The sequence below is a fragment of the Streptococcus sp. S784/96/1 genome (assembly GCF_902729355.1).
GTDB classification, from domain to species: domain Bacteria; phylum Bacillota; class Bacilli; order Lactobacillales; family Streptococcaceae; genus Streptococcus; species Streptococcus caledonicus.
This window is the reverse complement of the sequence record NZ_CACVCC010000069.1, coordinates 1-1,568: the sequence shown is the minus strand read 5'-3', so window position 1 is coordinate 1,568 and position 1,568 is coordinate 1. Positions and strand designations below refer to the sequence as shown.

Genomic DNA, 1,568 nt, shown 5'->3' with positions numbered 1-1,568 from the left:
CCAACTTCCGTTTGGACAGCTTGATTGCCTCTTACATGAACTCTTCGCACACCAAAAACACTCTTTAATCTGCCAAAAACGGGTTCAACATCGATTTTCCGTTTGGCATAGATACGAGAGCCTTCTTCGCTATGCAATTCTTCCTTGATAAGTTCCTTAAAATAATTCCAAGTCGGATTGTAGTGAATCTGTTTCTGACGACCGGTTTCTGTTTTAGCCAGTTTTTCTAACTCTTCCGTGTCCTGTATGTTATCCGCCTCATAGATTTTAAAGTCACGTTTAAAGCCGTACTTGTCAGTTCGACGAGAGTAATTCTTAAAGGAATAAACAACTCCATCTGGTTTAATAAACTGGTCCGTCTCTTCAAGGTAATCCCAATTACTTGGATTAGTAGGACTGTTCTTATATTTCCTAGTCAATTCCTTTTGGTACATGCCATAGGGAATCAGAGGTGTTTTCTCCAACTCATCAATTATAAAAACGTAGTTCTCTTCACTTCCATAACCTGCATCAGCTACAATGTTTTCGAATAAATCCAGAGTTTGGATGGATTGGAGGAAAGGTTTTAGAGTTCTAGTATCTGTTGGATTTGGAAAGATGTCATAGGCAAGAATATATTGACCATTGGTGGCAGCTTGGACATTATACCCAGGTTTGAGCTGACCATTCATCATATGGTCTTCTTTCATTCGCATAAAGGTGGCATCATGGTCCGTTTTGGAGAAGGAGTTGCGTTCTTGGAGGATTTCTCTAGCCTCCTCATACCTCTGTTTACGAGGAATGTAATCTTTCCTCAACTGATTGCGCAGTTTCTTAATACGACGTCTCTTCTGTTTATTAGCGGAACCACCCTTGATAACTTTGGGTTCCTCAGAAATAGCTTTCTCAACTTCCGCCAAGGCCTGCTCTGTGTCTTCCAAAAGGCGCACTAATCCCTCGCTCGTTTCACATTCTTCTTTCGAGAGAGCTAAATCTACCCCCTCTTGAACAAGGTTGTCATAAAGTTCAGCGGTCTTACTATTCAATGCGTCTTCGTACTTAGTGACGGCTTTTTTCCAAGTAAAAGAATAGAGATTGGCATCAGCTTCTAGCTTGGTGCCATCGATAAAGAGAGCATCGTCTTCAATCATACCATTCTCACGCATGAGCAAGGTGAAGTAAATAAAAGCAGTCTTAATCAGGTTATTAGCATGCTTGCTGGAACGGAAATTATTGATGGTCTTATAACTAACATAGGTGTCCTGACTTAACCATTTCATAGGAATGACTTCATCATTCATTTGCACTATTTTGCGGCCAGAAAAGACCTGACGAGCATAGGCAAAAAGCGTCATCTTCAAGAGCATAGCCGGATGGAAGGCTGGTCGGCCAGTATGAGACTTTTCTTCCAGCAAAACATGATTAGGGATACTGTCCACGAAAAGACTGATGAGTCTAACTTCATGATTCATGGGGATATCGTAAGCAAGATTTAGTTCCAAACTCAATTGATTTGTGTTATACTCTTTATACATAGTCATGGCTTTCTAGTTGTTTTGTGGTTATTATAATTATAAACCATGGCATAA

The 1,568-nt window shown here is 40.3% G+C and carries 1 protein-coding gene; it reads right to left on the bottom strand.

Features of this window, described 5'->3' with window-relative positions; translation table 11 throughout:
* Nucleotides 1–1,514: IS1182 family transposase (locus GZ996_RS11595; protein WP_162012124.1), on the bottom strand; the 1,514-nt coding region annotated here is incomplete at its 3' end.
* Nucleotides 1,515–1,568: the final 54 nt, after the last annotated feature.